Source organism: Mesorhizobium sp. LCM 4577 (assembly GCF_001854795.2).
Lineage (GTDB): Bacteria > Pseudomonadota > Alphaproteobacteria > Rhizobiales > Rhizobiaceae > Mesorhizobium > Mesorhizobium plurifarium.
Genome location: NZ_MDDU01000001.1, coordinates 262968 through 281730 on the forward strand (window position 1 = coordinate 262968; position 18763 = coordinate 281730).

Genomic DNA, 18763 nt, shown 5'->3' on the forward strand with positions numbered 1-18763 from the left:
AAACGCCGGCGGCGCCGGCGCCTAGAGCCGGATGATTTCAGGTCTGTTCGACCTGAAATCTGAATCCGGCTCTAAATCAAAAGGATAGAGCATGATGTCGCCCGAAAACCGTCTCACACTTTTCGGCATCATGCTCTGGAGTGGCAACCGGCGCCGCCCTGGCGCGCCTTTTGCGGGAAATTGCGAGCTCGCTTACAGTCCGTAGACGGCGACGCGCACCAGCACGGCCGCGGCGGCAAGCGCCACCAGCAGGATGCCGAGGCCGATGGGCGAGCCCCAGCCATACCATTCCATCGCCAGCTTGGCGTATTTGTATTCCTCCTCGTTCGAGAGAGGGGTGCGCTGTTGAATCAGGCTCATTGTTCACTCCTTGTCGGCGACTTTGCCCTTGTCTTGCAAAAGGCGTCATCRCATATTGATACGATAATCTGAATGTTCGACAAATTGATAGTTAGATGATCGAAATAAATTCGTCAAGCACCAAGCGCGATGAAATGATCCGGGACGTCGGGCTCGCTGTCATGCGCTGGCAGGACGCCACCCAGGCTTATGACGAAGCGGTGGGCGCGCGGCTCGGGCTGATCGCGGCCGAGCGGCATTGCCTCAGCCTGCTTTATGCCGGACCGCAATCGGCGGGCGCCGTGGCGGCGGCGWCGGGACTGACGCCGGCGGCGGTGACGGCCCTGATCGACCGGCTGGAGGCGCGCGGCTABGTTACCCGGACCCGCAGCCTGGAGGACAGGCGCAAGGTGGTGATCGAGGCGACCGACCTGACCAGGGAATTGTCGGAGCGCTACTACGGCGCGATCGCGCGGGAGGGCGAGAAGGTGGTGGCGAGCTTCAGCGATGCGGAGCTCGCGACCGTGCTGCGCTTCATCAACGCCGCGCTCGACCTGCAGAGCGAGCAGCTGACCAGGATCAAGGCCGAGCCCGATAAGGCATAACGAGAGGTTTTAGCGCAGGATTTTGAAAGGTTGCCGTTTGTCGACGGGCACGATTTTCACCGTTCCGTGAAATCGCTGCAAACACTGGGGGATGGCTAAAGCCTTCCAACGTCGTCATTCCAGGGCGGAGCAGCCGCGAAGCGGCGTCGCGGAGACCCTGGAATCCATTCCGTGACTTTGATCGAAGAACGTTGCGGAGCAGAATTCTGCACCGCAGCAGCGCTCACGCGTCACGGAATGGATCCTCGGGTCTGCGCGCGTCGCTTCGCTCCTTGCTCCGCCCGTGGATGACGATCGCGATGGGTGTTTCGGCCAACCGTCAAGGCATGCCGCCCGCCGACGCAAAACATAGCCAACCGTCAAAATCCCAGTGCTGGGGAGCTAATTGCAAAAGGTCAAAGCGGTCCAGTTACCTTCCGGCAACTGAACCGCCCTGATTGTCGGTTGGRCGAAAACCGACTTCACACCGTTGCCGGGTCGAGCGCCGGCTGACCCTTGAACCGTGAGACGATGCCGGCGAGGTCGCCCTTGGCGAAAGCATCGCGCAGCGCATCGAAGGACGGCAGCACGAAATAGGCGCGCTGGAACTTGTCGATCTCATAGCCGGTGCGCATCACCGTCTCGAGGTCGAACGGCACATGGTGGGCGTCCTTGCTCTCGACCGCGAATTGCAGCTCGGTGAAGGACGACATCAGCCCGGCGCCGAAGGCTTTCACAGGCTGGCCGGGCTCCTGGATGAGGCCGTATTCGGCGCTGTACCAGTAGAGCCTCGTGATCATCTCGTCGCCGCCGAGCGCGATCATGTCCTCGGCCTTCTGGCCATACATCTGCATGAAATCGGCGAACACCGGCTGGGTCAGGATCGGCACATGGCCGAAGAAGTCGTGGAACATGTCCGGCTCGACGATGTAGTCGAGCTCTTTTTTCGTCCGCAGCCAGTTGGTGACCGGAAAGCGCCGGTTGGCGAGATGGTCGAAGAACGGGCCGGCTGGGATCAGGCCCGGCACCGCGACGATCTCCCATCCGGTCAGCCTGGTGAGCTTCTCGCTGACCTCGTCGAAATCGGGAATCCGGTCGAGCAGGCCGAGTGCGGCGACGCCATCCAGATAGGAATGGTGCGCGAGCTTCTTGGTCAGTTTCGTCTGGCGGTCGCATAGCGTGCGCCACACCGCCTGTTCCTCGGCCGAATAATCGTAGCCTTGCGCTACGGTGAAGTYGCTGCGGCACACCGAATAGTCGCCRCGAAGGCCCTGCGCCGCGCATTCGGCGGCGTAATCGGCAACGCTGATCGTCATCGTATCCTCCTCAAGATCATGATCCGCGGATTGTGGAAGTGAGTGTAGGAGCGATCGCTGAGGCAAATCAGCCTGATTTGTAGCTTGTCTGCTGATTTTGAGGTAAAATCACTCAGACCCATGCGAGACCGAGAAAATATGCCTCAATTCGACGATTTCGAGATCAAGATGCTCGACATCCTGCAGCGCGACGGCCGCAAGCCCGTCTCGGAGCTGGCCCAGGAGATCGGCCTGTCGACCACGCCTTGCGCGCGCCGCTTCGAGGCCTTGCAGGAAACCGGCATCATCAAGGGCTTTGCCGCCGTGCTCAGCCGCCGCGCCGTGGGCCTCACCGTCGAGGTGTTCATCCAGGTGCGGCTGGTCAGCCACAGCGACGGCTCGCCGGAAAGCTTCATCGCCGCCGTGCAGCGCATGGACGAGGTCTCGTCCTGCTGGACGATGACCGGCGATCACGATTTCCTGCTGCATGTCATGGTGCCGTCGGTGGACGATTTGAACGCCTTCGTCATGCATCGGCTGATGCGGCTGCCCGGCGTGCGCGACGTCCACACGCAACTCGTGCTGCAGAACATCAAGGGCCCCGGCCACGTGCCGCTGAGCCATCTGCGGCGCTAGCTACGGACCCTATCGGGCGATTTCTCCGGAAAAGCTGCGGGGAAACTGCTGAACCGCGCCAAGGCGGCTTCGACATCGGTGGCTAGCACAAGCGGACCAACATGGAGGTCCGCCTTGAACATCGTGCTGATCAATCCGCCGCATACCGCCATCGGCAGCCGTGTGCCCGACGATCATTTGCCGCCGCTTGGGCTGCTGTCGATCGGCGGTCCGCTGATCGATTCCGGCCATCGGGTGCGCCTCGTCGACGCCGAATTCGGGCCGATGCCGCTTGGCACGCTGGTAGGTGAGGCCCTGAGCGGCGATCCGGACTTCATCCTGATCGGCCATTCCGGGTCGAACTCGGCGCATCCGACGTCCTTGCGGATCGCCGAAATGATCAAGGCCCGCGCACCACGCGTCATCGCCATCTATGGCGGCGTCTTCCCGACCTATCATTGGCGCGACATCCTGGCGGCGACCGACGTCTTCGATTTCATCGTGCGCGGCGAGGGCGAGGCGACCGCGACGGCGCTGGTCGAGGCGATCGAGATGCGCCAGCCGGTGGCAAGCGTCGCCGGCATCGCCTATCGCGACGACCTCGGCCACCCGGTCGCGACGCAGCCGGCCATGACGCTCGCCGATCTCGACGCCTGGCGCGTCGGCTGGGAGCTGATCGACCATCGCCGCTATTCCTATTGGGGCGGCAAGCGGGCCGTGGTCATGCAGTTCTCGCGCGGCTGCCCGCATCTGTGCAACTACTGCGGCCAGCGCGGCTTCTGGACCCGCTGGCGCCATCGCGACCCGGTCAGCTTCGCCAAGGAGATCGCCTGGCTGCATCGCGAGCATGGCGTCGAGCTGATCAACCTCGCGGACGAGAACCCGACCTCCTCGAAGAAGGCCTGGCGCGCCTTTCTCGACGCCATGATCGCCGAGAACGTGCCGGTTCTGATCGTTGGCTCGACCCGCGCCGACGACATCGTGCGCGACGCCGATATCCTGCACCTCTACCGCAAGGCCGGCGTTATCCGCTGGCTGCTCGGCATGGAGAACACCGACGAGGAGACGCTGTCGCTGATCCGCAAGGGCGGCAGCACCAAATCCGACCGCGAAGCGATCCGGCTGCTCAGGCGGCACGGCATCCTGTCGATGGCGACCTGGGTGGCCGGCTTCGAGGACGAGACCCTGCGCGATCTCTGGCGCGGCTTCCGCCAGCTCATCGCCTATGATCCCGACCAGATCCAGGCGCTCTATGTCACGCCGCATCGCTGGACGCCGTTCTTCCGCATCGCTGCCGACCGCAAGGTGATCCAGAAGGACGTGCGCCTCTGGGACTACAAGCACCAGGTTCTGGCGATGACCCGGCTGAAGCCGTGGGTGCTGTTCTTCGCCGTCAAGCTGATCGAGGTCGCCGTGCAGTCGCGGCCGAAGGCGCTGGCGCGCATCCTGTTCCATCCCGATCCGCAGCAGCGCCATTCGATGCGCTGGTACACGAAGATGGGTCGCCGCGTCTGGTTCCGCGAAGTCTGGGGTTTTCTCGCCCGCGACCGGCGCGTCACGGATGGCCCGACGCTCGCCGAGTTCTGGGGCGCGCCGCAGGACGCCGAGGAGGAATCGATGATCGCTAGGCGCCCGGCGCGAAAGCCGGTCGTGATCGTTGAAGATCAGAGAAGATTAGCCGGCTGAATATGGCAGGTCGCCGAAACGGTGAACTGCCCTTTCTACGGCACGATCAATGTGCCGGCGCCGTGCTCGGTGAAGAGCTCGAGCAGCACCGAATGCGGCGTCTTGCCGTTGAGGATGACGACGCCCTCGACGCCGCGCTCGATCGCCTCGATGCAGGTCTCGACCTTCGGGATCATGCCGCCCGACACGGTGCCGTCCTTGATCAGCGCCTTGGCCTCGGCGACGGTCAGCTCGTCGATCAGCTTCTTGTTCTTGTCGAGCACGCCGGGCACGTCGGTGAGGAAGAGCAGGCGCGAGGCGCGGCAGGCGCCGGCAATCGCCCCGGCAAACGTGTCGGCGTTGATGTTGTAGGTGTGACCATCGCGGCCCGGCGCGACCGGCGCCAGCACCGGGATCATCTCCGAGCGGGCGAGAAGGTCGAGCAGCGTGCGGTCGACCTCGACCGGCTCGCCGACGAAACCCAGATCGAGCACCCGCTCGATGTTGGAATCCGGGTCGATCATGGTCTTGCGCGCCTTCTCGGCGAACACCATGTTGCCGTCCTTGCCGCAGAGTCCGATCGCCCATTCGCCCTCGGCGTTGATCAGCGCCACGATCTCCTTGTTGATCGAGCCGRCCAGCACCATCTCGACAATCTCGACCGTCTTCTGGTCGGTGACGCGCAAGCCGCCCTCGAACTTGGATTCGATGCCCATCTTGGTGAGCATCGCGCCGATCTGCGGCCCGCCGCCATGCACGACGATGGGGTTGACGCCGGACTGTTTCAGCAGCGCGATGTCGCGGGCGAAGGCCTTGCCGAGCTCGGTGTCGCCCATGGCATGGCCGCCATATTTCACCACCACCGTCTTGTTCTCGTAGCGCTGCATGTAAGGCAGCGCGCGCGAGAGCAGCGCGGCCTGCATTTCGGCGTTGGCGGCGACGTCCGTCATCGATGTGATCCCAGCTAGCGTGAATGGCGGCCTCTTAGCGGGAATTGCCGCAGGCCGCAAACGGCTTTGCGGTCACAAAGATGAAATCATGCGCTGACCAAGCCATGTAACCACATATGGCAGCGCTAGCCCCCTCTCCGGCCGCTTCGCGGCTCACTTTGTGGGCCCCGGCATGCACACATTTCCAAGCGGCTGGTCTTTGGCGATAGCGTGCATGGCTGCTTGGCGCATGCATTGTCCCATGTAGCGCTGGTCGACCCCCACTCCGTCTCGGCTTCGCCGAGCCACCTCTCCCCCGATCGACGGGGTAGAGGAAGGGCGCCAAGCTTTTTGCCGCCAACGCTCCTCCAGCAAGGCTCCCTTCCTTTCCCTCCGGAGGGCGGGAAAGGTGGCGCTGCGAAGCAGCGACGGATTGGGGGAACCACGTGGCAATCAAGCCGAGGCCCGATCAGGCGCGCCAGTCACAGAAGATGTGGGCGTGGGGGAGAGGTGGCTCGGCGAAGCCGAGACGGAGAGGGGAACGCCCTATGCGATTTAAGCCGGCACTTTGAGCGGTGCCCGCCGTCCCAGCCATCCCGAAAGCTTCTCCATCTGCGCGGCGAAGGACAGCAGCGTCTCCTCGTCGCCGGGGCGTCCCGCCGCCTGGATGCCGAGCGGCAGGCCGGTTTCGGTGACATGCACCGGCAGCGCGATCGACGGCTGGCCGCTGACATTCTGGATCGCCGGCCAGTGGGTGAACCACAGGCTCTTGTCCATCAGCTGGCCGAAGAACGACTTGACCTTGAGCAGGCTCGTCAGATGCAATTTGTCGAGCACGTTCTCGAGGAACTCGTCGGCGCCCTTGGGGTCCATCGAGCCGCAGGCCAAAGGCGGATGCGCGATGATCGGCATCAGCACGGCGTCGAAACGCGCCGTCTCCTCGATCAGTTGCCGTGCCGTGGCGTTGAGCCGCTGCACGCTCTCATAGACTTCGCCGGCGGACAGCATTTCACCGAGGCGGGTCAGCACACGGGTCGCGCGCTCGACGTCGCCGGTCACCGGCCGGCCGACACGCTGCGCTTCGGCCCGCATCGTGCCGGCGACGGCCGAGGCGACACTCCGGCAGAAATCGGCGATGAAGTCGCGGCCGATGAAAGGCAGCTCAATCTCCTCCACCGTGTGGCCGCCTTCGCGCGCCAACGCCACCGCGGTGTCGAGCGCCGCGAGCGTCTCGGCCGAGATCGGCAGGCCGAGCGGCGACTTGCGGTAGACGGCGAGGCTGAGCTTGCCCGGGTCTCGCGCCGCGGCGACCGCGAAGAAACCTTGCGGGGCGCGCGCCGCGTAGGGCGAGAGCGGATCGGCGCCATGGGTGAGGTCGAGCAGCAGCGCGGTATCGCGCACCGAGCGGCTGACGGCGTGATCGACGACCATGCCATACCAGCTTTCGCTGACGAGCGGCGTCAGCGGCACGCGGCCGCGCGAGGTCTTCAGGCCGACCAGCCCACTGCAGGCGGAGGGCACGCGGATCGAGCCGCCGCCGTCGGACGCATGCGCCGCCGGCACCACGCCCGCCGCCACCAGCGCGGCGGCGCCGCCGGACGAGCCGCCCGTGGTATGGCCGGTGTTCCAGGGATTGCGGGTGATGCCGAAGCGGGCCGACTCCGTCATCAGCCTCAGCCCATGCTCGGGCGAGGTGCTGGTGGCGATCGGGATCAGGCCGGCGGCGAGATAGCGCTCGACCATCACCGAGTTGAAATCGGCTGTGAACGGTGGGATGCGGCTGCCGCCATGGATCGGCACGCCCTTGAGGCCGATGCCGAGATCCTTGAGCGCGAAGGGCACGCCAGCCAGCGGCAGCGTGCGGTCGACGGTCTTGGCCCGCGCCCGCRCGGCGTCGTAAAGCGGCGTAGCGATGGCGTTGATGTCGGGCCTTGTCGCCTCGGCGCGCGCGATCGCCGCGTCGACCAGCTCCGGCGGCGCGATTTCCCCTTTGTGGACGAGCTCGGCAAGTCCGGTCGCATCCTGTTCCCAAAGCACGCGCTCGATCGACATCGCCGCCCCCCCCTCTTTTGCCAAAATCTATCGCATGAAGCTGCAAATCGAAATCGGGATTCGATAGAACTCACGGTACGGCAATCTTCGGCGGACTGGTCGGCCCGTTGCAATTAAATCGCAATCTTCTAATTTGCCGCCATGGGGCCTCAGGACATCAGCAAGCTGATCGTCCGGACTTCGATGAAGGACCGGGCTGCGTTCGATCTGCTCTACAAGCAGACCAGCGGGAAACTTTTCGGCGTTTGCCTTCGTGTCTTGAGGGACCGGGGTGATGCGGAAGAAGCGCTGCAGGAAGTCTTCGTCAAGATCTGGACGAAAGCGGACCGTTTCGCGGTTTCCGATCTGAGCCCGATTTCCTGGCTGGTGGCCATCGCGCGCAACCATGCGATCGATCGCATCAGGGCGCGGCGCAGTCCTTCCGCCAATATCGACGCAGCTCTCGACGTCGCCGATCCGACGCCGGGACCTGAGGCCATGGCTGTCGCGGGCGGCGAGACCGAACGCATCCACCATTGCCTTGACGAGTTGGAGAAAGACCGGGCGGCGGCCGTCCGGGGCGCCTATCTGAGCGGCGAAAGCTATGCCGAGCTGGCGGAGCGCTTCAAGGTTCCGCTGAACACGATGCGCACCTGGCTGCGGCGAAGCCTGCTCAAACTGAGGGAATGCCTGGAAAGATGACGCTGGCGGAAGACAACGGACCGGAACGCGGAGGCGACGACCTGCTCGCCGCCGAATACGTTCTCGGCGTCCTGCCAGCCGACGAGCGGCAGATCGCGTCCCGTCGCATCGACACCGAGACGGCCCTTGCCCGCCTGGTCGATGCCTGGGAGGTGCACTTTGCGCCGATGGCCGCTGCCTACGCCGCGGTCGAGCCGCCGGCTTCGGTCAAGGCGGCGATCGACCGCCGCCTGTTCGCATCGTCCGCTTCCACATCCGGCGCGCCGAGTGGTAGCCTGTGGACGAGCCTTGCCTTCTGGCGCGGCCTCGCCGCCGCCGCGATTGCGGCTTTGGCCGTCTATGTCGCCCTGCCTTACGTCAATCCGCCGGTCCGCCCGCCCGAGACCAGGCTGGTGGCGTCTTTGGCCGCCGACAACAGCAACGTCAAATACCTTGCCGTCTATGACGCCGCCCGCCATGAAGTCGGCCTGTCGCTGGTCTCCGGCGAGCGCGGCGCCGGCAAGGATTTCGAGCTGTGGATGATCGAAGGCAAAAACGCGCCGGTCTCGATGGGCGTCATCCCGGCCGGCCAGACCGCGCGCATGCCGGTCGCGCCCGCCGTCCAGCAGAAACTCGCGCAAGGCGCCGTGCTCGCCGTCAGCCTCGAGCCTTCGGGCGGTTCGCCGACCGGCCAGCCGACCGGTCCGGTCGTCGCCGCGGGTGACCTGAAGGGCATCTGATCCCAGGCGACGCGGTTCCAAAGAAGAAAAAAAGGGTTTTATCTCTCACCTATGGCGGATGAGAAAAGTCCTATGCCGTCACGGATAGCGCAGGTGAAATAAATCGAGCAAGAAAAAAATCTCGCAACGGTCGTGAAACTTACTTTTTTCGAGCCCGTATCTCCTCGCGTTCCCAAGGATGGGAAGAAAAACCCGAGGAGACTGACACCATGCGTAAACTCGCCACCCTTTTGCTTGCCTCCGCGCTCGGCTTTTCCGCGCTCGGCGCCGTCGCCTACGCCGCCAATCCGATGGTCGGCGGGGCACCGATGTATGCCAAGAAGAACATCATCGAGAACGCCGTCAATTCGAAGGACCACACCACGCTGGTCGCCGCGGTCAAGGCCGCCGGCCTTGTCGACACGCTCCAGGGCGCCGGCCCCTTCACTGTCTTCGCGCCGACCAATGAGGCCTTCGCGGCGCTGCCTGCCGGCACGGTCGACACTCTGCTCAAGCCCGAGAACAAGGACAAGCTGACCAAGGTGCTGACCTGCCACGTCATCGCCGCCAAGGCGCTGGCCGCCGATGTCGCCAAGATGGCCAAGGCCGATGGCGGCGCGCACCAGGTCAAGACCGTCGGCGGCTGCGAGCTGACGTTGAAAGCCGAGAAGGGCAAGGTCACCGTCACCGACGAGAACGGCAATGTCGCCCACGTCACAATCGCCGATGTCCGCCAGTCCAACGGCGTCATCCACGTCATCGACAAGGTTCTCTTGCCGAAGATGTAACAAAGCGGGCCGAAGATGTAACAAAGCGGACCTGGCCGGCGAAGACATGGCTGAGCGCCGGCCGCGACATCCAAGATCCGCGCCGCCGACAAGGGTGTGCTCCGCGCTGTCCCGTAAGGGCGGCGCGGAGCAGCATCCGAGCAAGAACGGACAGAGCGTCACCGGCTTTTGATTTCCGGGCGGCGCTCTATCTTGGCAAAATGCGTCAGGAGGAACGGCCATGAACCGTCGCGATTTTCTCTGGAGCGGGGCAGCCGCCACCGCTCTCATCGTCGGATCCGCAGCGATGCTGCGCGCCGGCGGGCCTAAGCCAGCCTTGGCCGCCGAGACCTTCGAGGTCACCAAGACCGATGCCGAGTGGCATGCCATCCTGTCGGACGAAGCCTTCGACGTGCTGCGCAAGCAGGGCACGGAATATCCAGGCACCAGCCCGCTGCTCAACGAGCATCGCAAGGGCATCTTCGCCTGCGCCGGCTGCGACCTGCCGGTCTATTCGTCGGAAACCAAGTTCGATTCCGGCACCGGCTGGCCGAGCTTCTATCAGGAGATCGCCAACTCCATCGGCAAGACCGTGGACAATTCGCTCGGCATGACTCGCACCGAGGTGCATTGCCGGCGCTGCGGCGGCCATCTCGGCCATGTCTTCGACGACGGCCCGCCGCCCACCGGCCTGCGCCATTGCATCAACGGCGTGGCGCTGAGCTTCAAGCCGGCCTCTGCTTAACCGATTTCTCTCCAAAAAGAATGACCCCGGAAATCGTCGCCGATTTCCGGGGTCACGCGTTGAGGAGGCCAGGCGGGGGTTCCGGCTCCTCAATGGCCTCCGCCGCCACCGCCGCCCTGCTGCGCCGGCTTGTTGATGAACAGCACGAAGAATCCGAGCGAGGCGAACAGCACCGTCAGCATCATGAACACGTCCATGAAGGACAAAAGCGCCGCCTGTTGATGAGCCATGCCGGACAGTTTCGAGATCGCGGCGCTCGTGGCGTCGAGGCCGGCGGTCTGCTCGAAGGTCAGCGTCATGTTCTGCAGCTTGGTCTGTGCGGCCTGGCTGCCCCACTGCACATGCTCGGAAAGCCGCGCATAGTGGAAGGCGTTGCGGTCGATCAGCACCGTGTTGATCAGCGCGAGGCCGACCGCGCCGCCGAGATTGCGGGTCAGGTTGAACAGGCCCGACGCGTTCTTCAGCCGTTCCGGCGGCAAGGTGCCGAGCGCAATGTTGTTGATCGGCACCATGCACAGCATCATCGAGCAGCCGCGCAGGATCTGCGGGATCAAGAGCTCATAGAAATCCCAGTCGGCGGTGAGATGCGTCATCCACCAGGTGCCGGTGGCGAAGCCGACGAAGCCGATCATCATCATCAGCCGGAGGTCGATCTTGTTCGACAGGATGCCGGCGACTGGCGCGGTGAAGAACATCGCCAGGCCGCTGACGAACAGCGCCTCGCCGATCATCATCGAATCGTAGCCGCGGATGCGCCCGAGGAACACCGGATAGAGATAGGTGAGCYCGTAAAGGCCGATGCCGACGACGAAGGAGAACAGCGAGCCGAAGGCGAAGTTCACGTTGCTGAAGGCCCTGAGGTCGACGATCGGCTCCTCGGCGGTGAAGACGCGCCAGAAGAAGATGACGGCGCCGATGGTCATGATGATGGCGCAGGCAAACACCGCCGGCTCCTGCAGCCAGTCATGGTTCGGACCTTCCTCCAGCACATATTCCATACAGCCGAGGAACGCGGCCATGCCGATCAGGCCCCACCAGTCGAACTTGGAGAACAGTTTCAGGTTGGGCTTGTCGAAATCGATCAGCGCCCAGGCGGCAGTCGCCACCAAAATGCCGGGCACGACATTGATCAGGAACAGCCAGTGCCAGGACATGGCGTGGCTGATATAGCCGCCCACCGTCGGGCCGATCGTCGGCGCCAGCGTCGCCACCAGGCCGATCATCGGCGAGACGACGGCGCGCTTGGAGGGCGGGAAGATGGTGAAGGCGGCCGCGAACACGCTGGGGATCATGCCGCCGCCGATGAAACCCTGGATGGCGCGGTAGACGATCATCTGGTCGATATTGGTGGCGGTGGCGGCGAGCGCGCTGGCGGCGGTGAAGCCGGCGGCCGCTGTGGTGAACAGCACGCGCGTCGACAGCATGCGGCTGAGGAAGCCCGACAGCGGGATCATCACCACCTCGGCGATCAGATAGGCGGTCTGCACCCACGGGATCTCGTCGGAGCTGGCGCTCAGGCCAGCCTGGATTTCCGACAGCGAGGCCGAGACGATCTGGATGTCGAGGATCGCCATGAACATGCCGAACACCATCGCCAGGAAGGCGACGACGCGGCGCACAGGCATATGGTCCGCGGGCAGGGCCGGCGCGGCGGCTGCCGGACGTCCGGGCATTGCCCCTGCTGTAATGGTTGCGGTTGCCATCTCATGGCCTCCCTAAGCAATTATCGAGAACAGGTGCGTGGCTGTCCCGAATTGCGGCGAAACAGATAGTCGGAGCGGGTCTGCCGCTCGGAAGCAGGCTGGGCGGYCCGGCGCTCGATTGGCCACCGAACCGCCCCCCGATCAGTTGGTCGTCGAGGCCGGCGCGGTGCGGCTGTCGACCGCGACGACGACGCTGAGGCCCGCGCGCAGCTTGCCGGTCTTCAAGACGTCGGCCGGCACGTCGATGCGCACGGGCACGCGCTGCACCACCTTGGTGAAGTTGCCGGTGGCGTTTTCCGGCGGCAGCAGCGAGAACACCGCGCCCGAAGCCGGCGCCAGCGAGGAGACCGTGCCTTCGAAGCTCTGGCCATCGATCGCATCGACGGTGATGCGGACCTTCTCGCCGGGCACCATGCGGCCGAGCTGCGTCTCCTTGAAGTTGCCGACGATGTAGAGCTTGTCCATCGGCACGACGACGGCGAGCTTCTGTCCAGGGCTGACGAGGTCGCCCTGCTCGACCGAGCGGTTGCCGACGACGCCGTCATAAGGCGCCTTCAGCACGGTGAAGGACAGGTCGCGCTGGGCCTTGTCGCGGGTGAGCTGCAGCGAGGCGAGCGTCGAGGCCGATTCCGCGCGCTGGGCTTCCAGCACGCCGATATTGGCCTGCGCCGCGGCGATCTGCGCATCGGCGCCGACAAGCGCCGCCTTGGCCTGGTCGAGCGCGGTCTGCGCGTCGTCGAGCTGCGCCTGCGTGCCGACATGGGTCTTGAGCAGCTGCGCGGCACGCAGCTGGGCGCGGCCGGCATTGTCGGCGGCGGCCTGGTCCGCGACCTTCTGGGCCTCGGCCTGCGAAAGCGAGGCCTGCGCCGCCTTGGTCTGCGCGTCGATGCGGTCGAGCGTCTTCGCCAACGTGGCGATCTGCGCCTCGGCCTGGGCGACCGCGATCTTGTAGTCGCCATTGTCGATGACGAACAGCGGATCGCCGGCCTTGACCCTTTGGTTCTCGCTCACCAGCACCTTGTCGATATAGCCGGATATTTTCGGCGACACGAACGACATATCGGCCTGGACATAGGCGTCGTCGGTGGAGATCATGAACCGGCCGTCGGTCCAGTAGTTATATCCATAGTAGGAACCGGCGCCGAGCAGGGCCAGGCCGATGATCGGCAAAAGGAAAGAGCGCACCGAACGCTTCTTCTTGGCGGGTGCTTCGGCCGCGGGCGCAGCAACCGGGGCGGCGGGCTGGACAGGGATTTCCGGCGCTTCGGTCGACGGTTGGGCCTTGGCGTTGGGAAAGGTGCGGACTTCGGCGGTGGCGGGCGCGTTGGAGGACATGGGTATCTCTCTGGATGTCAGTCAGACTGAACCGTTCGGTTCGAATTGGTGATTGACATAGCGCGGAAAGAGGACCATATCAAGAGGAAATCGAACCGAGTGGTTCGAAATATTTTCTAAGGAACGACTTCCATGGTCGAAACGACAGCCGATAGCGATCTGCTCGACTTACGCAAGGGCCGTCCGGCCGCCGGACAGGACCCGGTCAAGCGCGCCCAGATCATCGAAGGCGCGCGCCGCGTCTTCATAGACAAGGGTTTTGAAGCCGCCTCGATGAATGACATCACGCGCGAGGCCGGCGTCTCCAAGGGCACGATCTACGTCTATTTCGAAAACAAGGAAGAGCTGTTCGAAGCTCTCATCGAGGAAGAGCGCGGCACCATCTTCAAGAACTTGTATGAGGTGCTCGACCATTTCGATGACCTGCGCAAGACGCTGGTCAAGTTCGGCATGGGGCTCTCCGCCAAGATCACCTCGGCCAAGGTCATCCAGGCCCAGCGCACCGTGGTCGGCGCCGCCGACCGGATTCCCGAGCTTGGCGCGCGCTTCTACGAGCGCGGTCCGAAGCGCGGCCACGACAAGGTCATGGCCTTCCTCAACCAAGCCGTCGAGCGCGGCCTGCTCGAGATCGACGATGTCGACCTTGCCGCCTATCAGTTCACCGAACTCTGCCTCGCCGGCCTGTTTCGCCAGTGCATCTTTTCCTACCGCACCAAGGCGCCGACCCAGGCCGAGATCGAGCGTGTGGTGACGTCCGGCGTCGACGTGTTCCTCAAGGCCTACGCCACGGAAAAATTCCTCGCCGAGGAAAAGGCGTTGCAATCGGCCTGACCGTTCGCGCGCGCTGGCTCCCAAAGCGCGCGAAGCGCGGCTGAAGGCCGCGGCGCGTCTTTGAAGGCGCGGGCATGACGGCTGAACGCGACGTCGCCGAGGTCGGCCGCTGGCCTCCTCAAGACCTCCCTCCCAAAATGTCGATTGGCCTCGTCCGGCAGGCGCTGTCGGAAGGACCTGTTAACCATCGCTTCCTATGTCTCGGGAGACGTTCAATCGGCGAGTCTCGAGAATGACATCCATGCGTTTTCCCCGTGCCAACCTTTCCGGCGCTTCCGCCTATCAGGGCGACGACGATCACCGCGCGGAGGATGTCGGACGCCGGGGCGGGGTTCCGCAGCCGCAAACGGGGCAGGTCGTGACGTTGCGATCCTCGATTCAGGGCGAATCGAACGCCGCTCGCGGCGCATCGGCCGAATCGGCCGATGGCGGCGAGTTCAGCCGCCCGGCATGGCAGGATTATTTCTTCCTCGCGCCCAATGTGCGGTTCACCCGCACGCCGGACACCGACCTCGCCCGGCGAACCGCCCCGCAGGAAGACGCCGCGCCAGGCAAGGCGCCTGCGGTTCAGCCCGTCCGGCCCGCGCCTCCGGCTCCGGCGCCTGCCAATCCAGTTCGGGCTATTCCCGCTGCGACTGAGGCTCGCGCTGCGGCGCCGGCACGGATCAAACCGGTCCACGCACCTTCCACGGCGGCCCCAGCCACCGTCCCGGTTCCTCCGGCCGCGCCGACTCAGGCTGCCGCCGCTTCGACGCCAAAACCGCGCCCGAGCGGACTGCGCTGGTCCTATCTTTCCGATCATGCCTTCTTCGAATTCGGCATGCCTTTCCTCGCCGAGCGCCTGGCGCGGGCGCGTTTGAGCGAAACCGGTCAGGCGGCCGCCGTTCCGGCGCAACCATCGGTCAAACCGATGCCGGCGCAGCGTCCGGCGGCCCAGCCAAGTCAGTCCCATGTCCCCTTCATGAGCGAGGCGACGTCGTTTTACCGGGTCATCGAATGGCGCTCTAGCGCAACGAACGCCGGCCCTGCCCCGACGCCGGCCCCCGCGTCCGTCCAACTGACGCTTGTCGAGTCCGTGCCGGTTTCCGCGCCCTCAAGCGCAAGATCGCCGAGGCAGGCGCCTTCGCTGCCCATGGCCGGCGAAGTCGCGCCGCTGTCCGCGATGGCCGGCTACGAGCTTCCCTCCGAAGACCTTCTGCAGCTGCCGCCGGAGGGCCAGGGCTTCTACATGTCGCAGGAGCGCATGGAGCAGAATGCCGATCTGCTCGAAAGCGTGCTGGAGGATTTCGGCGTCAAGGGCGAGATCATCCATGTCCGGCCTGGGCCGGTCGTCACGCTCTACGAGTTCGAGCCGGCGCCGGGCGTCAAATCCAGCCGCGTCATCGGCCTGGCCGACGACATCGCCCGCTCGATGTCGGCTATCTCGGCGCGCGTCGCCGTGGTGCCGGGCCGCAATGTCATCGGCATCGAGCTGCCCAACGAGACGCGCGAGACGGTCTATTTCCGCGAGCTGATCGGATCGGCCGGCTTCCGCAACACGTCCTGCAAGCTGGCGCTCGGCCTCGGCAAGACGATCGGCGGCGAACCGGTCATCGCCGAGCTCGCCAAGATGCCGCATCTGCTGGTGGCGGGCACCACCGGTTCCGGCAAGTCGGTCGCCATCAACACCATGATCCTGTCGCTGCTCTACCGGATGAAGCCGGAGGAATGCCGCCTCATCATGGTCGATCCCAAGATGCTGGAGCTCTCCGTCTATGACGGCATCCCACATCTTTTGACGCCGGTCGTCACCGATCCCAAGAAGGCGGTCACAGCGCTCAAATGGGCGGTGCGCGAGATGGAGGACCGCTACCGCAAGATGGCGCGCCTCGGCGTGCGCAACATCGACGGCTACAACCAGCGCGCTGGCTGCGCCCGCGACAAGGGTGAGGTCGTGACCATGCAGGTGCAGGTGGGCTTCGAGAAGGGCACCGGCGAGCCGCTGTTCGAGGAACGCTCGATCGACCTCGCGCCCATGCCCTACATCGTCATCATCGTCGACGAGATGGCCGACCTGATGATGGTGGCCGGCAAGGAGATCGAAGGCGCCATCCAGCGCCTGGCGCAGATGGCGCGCGCCGCCGGCATCCATCTGATCATGGCCACCCAGCGCCCGTCGGTCGATGTCATCACCGGCACCATCAAGGCAAATTTCCCGACGCGCATCTCCTTCCAGGTAACGTCCAAGATCGACAGCCGCACCATCCTCGGCGAGCAGGGCGCGGAACAGCTGCTCGGCCAGGGCGACATGCTGCACATGGCCGGCGGCGGGCGCATTTCGCGCGTGCACGGCCCCTTCGTTTCCGACCTGGAGGTCGAGCACGTCGTGGCGCATCTGAAAGCGCAGGGACGTCCCGAATATCTCGATACCGTCACCGCCGACGAGGAAGAGGCAGAGGAAGCAGCCRACACCGGTCCGGTCTTCGACAAAAGCGCGATCGCCGAGGAGGACGGCGACGCCCTTTACGAGGAAGCCGTCAAGGTGGTCAAGCGCGACAAGAAATGCTCGACCTCCTACATCCAGCGCCGCCTCGGCGTCGGCTACAACCGCGCCGCTTCATTGGTCGAGCGCATGGAGAAGGAAGGTCTGGTCGGCGCGCCCAACCATGTCGGCAAGCGCGAGATCCTCACCGGCCGGCGCGACCGCGAGCCGGAGCGGGACGAGATGGACTGAGCGGGCCGCGCCAGGGCGACAACTGCCTCAACCGCCGTTCGCCACCAGGGCGATGGCCGCGCGCAGCTCGTCCAGGCCCGCCGCTTTCTCCGAAGATGTGGCCAGCACCACCGGAAACGCCGCCGGCCGCTTCTTGATCCTGGCCAGCGTCTCCTCGATCAGCCTCGGCACGCCGGCGGCCTTGATCTTGTCGGTCTTGGTCAGCACCACCTGGTAGGACACCGCCGCCTTGTCGAGCAGGGTCAGCACCTCCTCGTCCTTGGCCTTGATGCCGTGGCGCGCGTCGATCAGCACATAGACGCGCTTCAGCGTCACGCGGCCCTGCAGATATTCGTAGATGAGTTTCGTCCACTCATCGACCTTGTCCTTCGGCGCGCTGGCGTAGCCGTAGCCCGGCATGTCGACCAGCGCCATCGGCGGCAGGTCGGCGCCTTCGCCGGAAAATCCGTCGGGCACGAAATAGTTGAGCTCCTGCGTGCGGCCCGGTGTGTTCGAGGTCCGCGCCAGGCCCTTGTGCCCGACCAGCGCGTTGATCAGCGACGACTTGCCGACATTGGAACGGCCGGCGAAGGCGATCTCCGGCGGGCCTTCGGGCGGCAGGAACTTCATCGACGGCACGCCGCGGATGAAGACCCAGCCGCGGGTGAACAGCTCCGGGCTGATCGCCGTCTCGTTCGTGCTGTTGTTGGGCGCGTTCAAACCGCTGCCTCCAGTTTTGCAATGTCGGCGCCGCGAATGGCGTTGAGATTGCGGCTGATCTTGTCGACCGGCCAGTCCCACCACGCGGCCTTCAAAAGCCGCCGCACCGTGAATTCGTCGAAGCGCATCTTCACTATCCTTGCCGCATTGCCGGCCACGATCGCATAAGGCGGCACGTCGTGCGTGACAACCGATTTCGCCGCCACGATGGCCCCATTGCCGATCCTGACGCCCGGCATGATCACCGCATCCATGCCGATCCACACGTCATTTTCGACGACGGTGTCGCCGCGGATCTCCTTCGACCAGGTTTCAGGATCAAAACCGTCCTCCCAGCCATGGCCGAAGATGTTGAACGGATAGGTCGAGAAGCCGGACATCGCGTGGTTGGCGCCATTCATGATGAAGCGCGCGCCTTCGGCGATGGCGCAGAATTTGCCGATCACCAGCCGGTCACCGATGAAGTCGTAGTGATGCAGCACGCATTTTTCGGCGAATTTATCGGGACCCTCGGGGTCGTCATAATAGGTGAAGTCGCCGATCTCGATGTTGGGCGACGTCACCAGCCCTTTCAGGAAGCCGACGCGCGGATGCATCGCGATCGGATGCTTGATGTTGGGATTGGGCCCGGTCATCGCCCCCCTCCATGGTTCACAGGCATGTTCGGGCGCAGCCGGCGGCGCCCGCGCGCGATCAAACTAACGTGATCTGGCCGCGGCACCAACCGCTCAGTGGTTGCCGCGGCAGATCACGATCGGGTTGGAAAGGGCGCTGTCGAAGCCGCTGCCCTGATAGACCTGGACATTCGCCGCCCCTGGCGGCAGCGAGAAGCTGCCTTCGACGATTTTCTGCTCGCCCGCCGTCGTGTGCAGGGCCCAGCTGAAGGTGCAGAATTGCGGCGGCGCCTTGGGTTGCACGTGGCTGCAATTGAGCTGCGCGCCTCCAAGCATTGCCGCTCCGCCGCAGCTCACCGCATCCTTCGCGGCGGCCGGAAGAGCGTATCCCACGAGCAGCGCCAGCATGGCGATCTTGAGCCGATTCATCGTCTGGTCCTTGCCCTGACCCCAAGCCGGTCGGGCCGGGTTCTGGCCTATGCGATATTTTTACCAAGC

General features: G+C 64.7%; 18 protein-coding genes. 9 read left to right on the forward strand and 9 right to left on the reverse strand.

The window, feature by feature from the left end:
• Nucleotides 1-192: 192 nt before the first annotated feature.
• Nucleotides 193-360, reverse strand: a complete 168-nt coding sequence (locus LCM4577_RS01305; RefSeq protein WP_181170310.1) for a hypothetical protein — start codon at nucleotides 358-360, stop codon at nucleotides 193-195.
• A gap of 95 nt (nucleotides 361-455) precedes the next feature.
• Here LCM4577_RS01305 and LCM4577_RS01310 point away from each other — a divergent pair, with 95 nt between their 5' ends.
• Nucleotides 456-944: a MarR family winged helix-turn-helix transcriptional regulator gene (locus tag LCM4577_RS01310; RefSeq protein ID WP_071069167.1), complete on the forward strand. Its 489-nt coding sequence runs from the start codon at nucleotides 456-458 to the stop codon at nucleotides 942-944.
• A gap of 461 nt (nucleotides 945-1405) precedes the next feature.
• On the opposite strand, the gene phhA is transcribed toward LCM4577_RS01310, so the two are convergent.
• Nucleotides 1406-2239 (reverse strand): phenylalanine 4-monooxygenase, encoded by an 834-nt coding sequence (gene phhA / locus LCM4577_RS01315; protein WP_071069168.1) that lies wholly within the window; start codon nucleotides 2237-2239, stop codon nucleotides 1406-1408.
• Between the two features lie 138 nt (nucleotides 2240-2377).
• Between phhA and LCM4577_RS01320 the strand changes: the two genes are divergently transcribed.
• Both LCM4577_RS01320 and bchE read left to right on the forward strand, forming a co-directional pair.
• Nucleotides 2378-2854 carry an Lrp/AsnC family transcriptional regulator gene (locus LCM4577_RS01320; protein WP_040984916.1) on the forward strand — a complete coding sequence of 159 codons (477 nt, stop codon included), beginning with the start codon at nucleotides 2378-2380 and terminating at the stop codon, nucleotides 2852-2854.
• A 114-nt stretch (nucleotides 2855-2968) separates the two neighbouring features.
• Nucleotides 2969-4519 (forward strand): magnesium-protoporphyrin IX monomethyl ester anaerobic oxidative cyclase, encoded by a 1551-nt coding sequence (bchE, locus tag LCM4577_RS01325; protein ID WP_071069170.1) that lies wholly within the window; start codon nucleotides 2969-2971, stop codon nucleotides 4517-4519.
• 35 nt (nucleotides 4520-4554) lie between these two features.
• Here the strand turns inward: bchE and argB are convergent, their stop codons facing one another.
• Both argB and LCM4577_RS01335 read right to left on the reverse strand, forming a co-directional pair.
• A complete protein-coding gene (argB, locus tag LCM4577_RS01330) occupies nucleotides 4555-5448 on the reverse strand; it encodes an acetylglutamate kinase (RefSeq protein ID WP_071069172.1) in 894 nt (297 codons plus the stop codon).
• 534 nt (nucleotides 5449-5982) lie between these two features.
• Complete coding sequence (locus LCM4577_RS01335; protein WP_071069173.1) at nucleotides 5983-7479, reverse strand: amidase; 1497 nt, start codon at nucleotides 7477-7479, stop codon at nucleotides 5983-5985.
• A 141-nt stretch (nucleotides 7480-7620) separates the two neighbouring features.
• On the opposite strand from LCM4577_RS01335, the gene LCM4577_RS01340 reads away from it, so the two are divergent.
• The 4 genes from LCM4577_RS01340 to msrB all read left to right on the forward strand — a co-directional run bounded on the left by LCM4577_RS01340 (nucleotide 7621) and on the right by msrB (nucleotide 10370).
• Nucleotides 7621-8160 carry a sigma-70 family RNA polymerase sigma factor gene (locus LCM4577_RS01340; RefSeq protein ID WP_071031819.1) on the forward strand — a complete coding sequence of 180 codons (540 nt, stop codon included), beginning with the start codon at nucleotides 7621-7623 and terminating at the stop codon, nucleotides 8158-8160.
• A complete protein-coding gene (locus LCM4577_RS01345) occupies nucleotides 8157-8879 on the forward strand; it encodes an anti-sigma factor domain-containing protein (protein ID WP_116389949.1) in 723 nt (240 codons plus the stop codon). Before LCM4577_RS01340 ends, LCM4577_RS01345 begins: the two co-directional genes overlap by 4 nt.
• A 209-nt stretch (nucleotides 8880-9088) precedes the next feature.
• Nucleotides 9089-9646: a fasciclin domain-containing protein gene (locus LCM4577_RS01350; protein WP_071069175.1), complete on the forward strand. Its 558-nt coding sequence runs from the start codon at nucleotides 9089-9091 to the stop codon at nucleotides 9644-9646.
• A gap of 220 nt (nucleotides 9647-9866) precedes the next feature.
• Nucleotides 9867-10370: a peptide-methionine (R)-S-oxide reductase MsrB gene (gene msrB / locus LCM4577_RS01355; RefSeq protein WP_071069177.1), complete on the forward strand. Its 504-nt coding sequence runs from the start codon at nucleotides 9867-9869 to the stop codon at nucleotides 10368-10370.
• A gap of 89 nt (nucleotides 10371-10459) precedes the next feature.
• On the opposite strand, the gene LCM4577_RS01360 is transcribed toward msrB, so the two are convergent.
• Both LCM4577_RS01360 and LCM4577_RS01365 read right to left on the reverse strand, forming a co-directional pair.
• Nucleotides 10460-12073, reverse strand: a complete 1614-nt coding sequence (locus tag LCM4577_RS01360) for a DHA2 family efflux MFS transporter permease subunit (protein WP_071069179.1) — start codon at nucleotides 12071-12073, stop codon at nucleotides 10460-10462.
• Nucleotides 12074-12214: 141 nt separating this feature from the next.
• On the reverse strand, nucleotides 12215-13408 hold the full coding sequence (locus LCM4577_RS01365) for an HlyD family secretion protein (protein ID WP_040984934.1): 1194 nt from the start codon (nucleotides 13406-13408) through the stop codon (nucleotides 12215-12217).
• A gap of 132 nt (nucleotides 13409-13540) precedes the next feature.
• Here LCM4577_RS01365 and LCM4577_RS01370 point away from each other — a divergent pair, with 132 nt between their 5' ends.
• Both LCM4577_RS01370 and LCM4577_RS01375 read left to right on the forward strand, forming a co-directional pair.
• Nucleotides 13541-14239 carry a TetR/AcrR family transcriptional regulator gene (locus LCM4577_RS01370; protein WP_071031825.1) on the forward strand — a complete coding sequence of 233 codons (699 nt, stop codon included), beginning with the start codon at nucleotides 13541-13543 and terminating at the stop codon, nucleotides 14237-14239.
• A 241-nt stretch (nucleotides 14240-14480) separates the two neighbouring features.
• Entirely contained in the window at nucleotides 14481-16952 is a 2472-nt protein-coding gene (locus LCM4577_RS01375; protein ID WP_071069181.1) for a DNA translocase FtsK, read from the forward strand.
• Nucleotides 16953-16979: 27 nt separating this feature from the next.
• On the opposite strand, the gene yihA is transcribed toward LCM4577_RS01375, so the two are convergent.
• From yihA to LCM4577_RS01390, 3 genes are all read right to left on the reverse strand, one after another.
• A complete protein-coding gene (yihA, locus tag LCM4577_RS01380) occupies nucleotides 16980-17651 on the reverse strand; it encodes a ribosome biogenesis GTP-binding protein YihA/YsxC (RefSeq protein WP_052457865.1) in 672 nt (223 codons plus the stop codon).
• Nucleotides 17648-18286: a CatB-related O-acetyltransferase gene (locus LCM4577_RS01385; RefSeq protein ID WP_040984940.1), complete on the reverse strand. Its 639-nt coding sequence runs from the start codon at nucleotides 18284-18286 to the stop codon at nucleotides 17648-17650. The genes yihA and LCM4577_RS01385 overlap by 4 nt, the downstream gene beginning before the upstream one ends.
• 93 nt (nucleotides 18287-18379) lie before the next feature.
• Nucleotides 18380-18694, reverse strand: a complete 315-nt coding sequence (locus LCM4577_RS01390) for a hypothetical protein (RefSeq protein ID WP_071069183.1) — start codon at nucleotides 18692-18694, stop codon at nucleotides 18380-18382.
• Nucleotides 18695-18763 lie beyond the last annotated feature (69 nt).

Coding starts and splice junctions, on each gene's coding strand:
- LCM4577_RS01305 (WP_181170310.1), bottom strand. CDS start 360: ATGAGCCTGATTCAACAGCGCACCCCTCTCTCGAACGAGGAGGAATAC.
- LCM4577_RS01320 (WP_040984916.1), top strand. CDS start 2,378: ATGCCTCAATTCGACGATTTCGAGATCAAGATGCTCGACATCCTGCAG.
- LCM4577_RS01340 (WP_071031819.1), top strand. CDS start 7,621: ATGGGGCCTCAGGACATCAGCAAGCTGATCGTCCGGACTTCGATGAAG.
- LCM4577_RS01345 (WP_116389949.1), top strand. CDS start 8,157: ATGACGCTGGCGGAAGACAACGGACCGGAACGCGGAGGCGACGACCTG.
- LCM4577_RS01350 (WP_071069175.1), top strand. CDS start 9,089: ATGCGTAAACTCGCCACCCTTTTGCTTGCCTCCGCGCTCGGCTTTTCC.
- msrB (WP_071069177.1), top strand. CDS start 9,867: ATGAACCGTCGCGATTTTCTCTGGAGCGGGGCAGCCGCCACCGCTCTC.
- LCM4577_RS01365 (WP_040984934.1), bottom strand. CDS start 13,408: ATGTCCTCCAACGCGCCCGCCACCGCCGAAGTCCGCACCTTTCCCAAC.
- LCM4577_RS01370 (WP_071031825.1), top strand. CDS start 13,541: ATGGTCGAAACGACAGCCGATAGCGATCTGCTCGACTTACGCAAGGGC.
- LCM4577_RS01385 (WP_040984940.1), bottom strand. CDS start 18,286: ATGACCGGGCCCAATCCCAACATCAAGCATCCGATCGCGATGCATCCG.
- LCM4577_RS01390 (WP_071069183.1), bottom strand. CDS start 18,694: ATGAATCGGCTCAAGATCGCCATGCTGGCGCTGCTCGTGGGATACGCT.